Below are 938 nucleotides of genomic sequence, written 5' to 3' on the forward strand. Positions count from 1 at the left end.
AGGTAAAATTCCCGCTGAAACGGAGCTGGAAACTGAAGCCCTAATAAAGCTGTTGATGTTCGAAAACGTATCTGAAGTAGAGGCAAGCATTAGAAAAGGTTTATTAGGGCAACACATTTTATAGGTTCTGATAAAAATATATCTATGATACAGGAGCTTACGATGAAAACATTCAATGGAAAATTGAAGATTTCAAGGCTAATTACCCGCATATATGGTGGACGGGTAGAGCAGATTATTTACAATGACTAAGATATAGAGGTCGTCTGAAACGGCGATTTCAGACGACCTCTATATGCTGAAGGGAAATGAAAGAAAAAAAAGCCCGCCGCGGCCCTGTTACCGCCTCTCAAGGTTCGGCCGAAACGTCCTCACGCCCCCAAGAGAAAAACAGACTTAGGCAACTTTTCCGGCACCTTCGGCAGCCTGCAAAATTGCCACGCCTATTTTTCTCTTGCCCCCTACGGCGGGCTTTTTTATTTATGCAAGATTAATACTATTCAATCTAGTAGCTGACAGCTCTTAAACTGGAGCTATTTAGACAAAATATCTGCCTTTGTCGATTTTGAGCGGTGTTTGACGTGGGCAGGGATGGAAAATAACACATAAGGAAAACTAATGCTTTTACTAAGGCGTGAACACATTGATCGCTTGTTTGATATGTTGATAGCAAACCGCAGGTTTGATACTCCATTTTAAATTACGGAGTACGATGGTGGGATGAATTTTTTGGGTACGTTTGGCGAAGTCCCGGTACACGAGCTTGGAAACCGATCGGCGACATTGTGCTTTGAATGGAAAGGGAAGATCTCCGAACCACGAGATACCCATGATATTGCGGGGATGAAGCCAAACATTCTTTATGACTTTAACGGATCAGGACGGCACTTTGATAACCCTGATCCACGTTACCTGCTTCCTGTGGGTTCAAAAGGGTT

1 pseudogene is annotated in these 938 nt (G+C 43.2%); it reads left to right on the forward strand.

The window, feature by feature from the left end:
- Positions 1-720: 720 nt before the first annotated feature.
- A pseudogene (locus HMPREF2907_RS13315) lies at positions 721-938 on the forward strand (hypothetical protein); the annotation flags it as partial.

The sequence above is a fragment of the Neisseria sp. HMSC055H02 genome, assembly GCF_001813335.1.
Lineage (GTDB): Bacteria > Pseudomonadota > Gammaproteobacteria > Burkholderiales > Neisseriaceae > Neisseria > Neisseria sicca_C.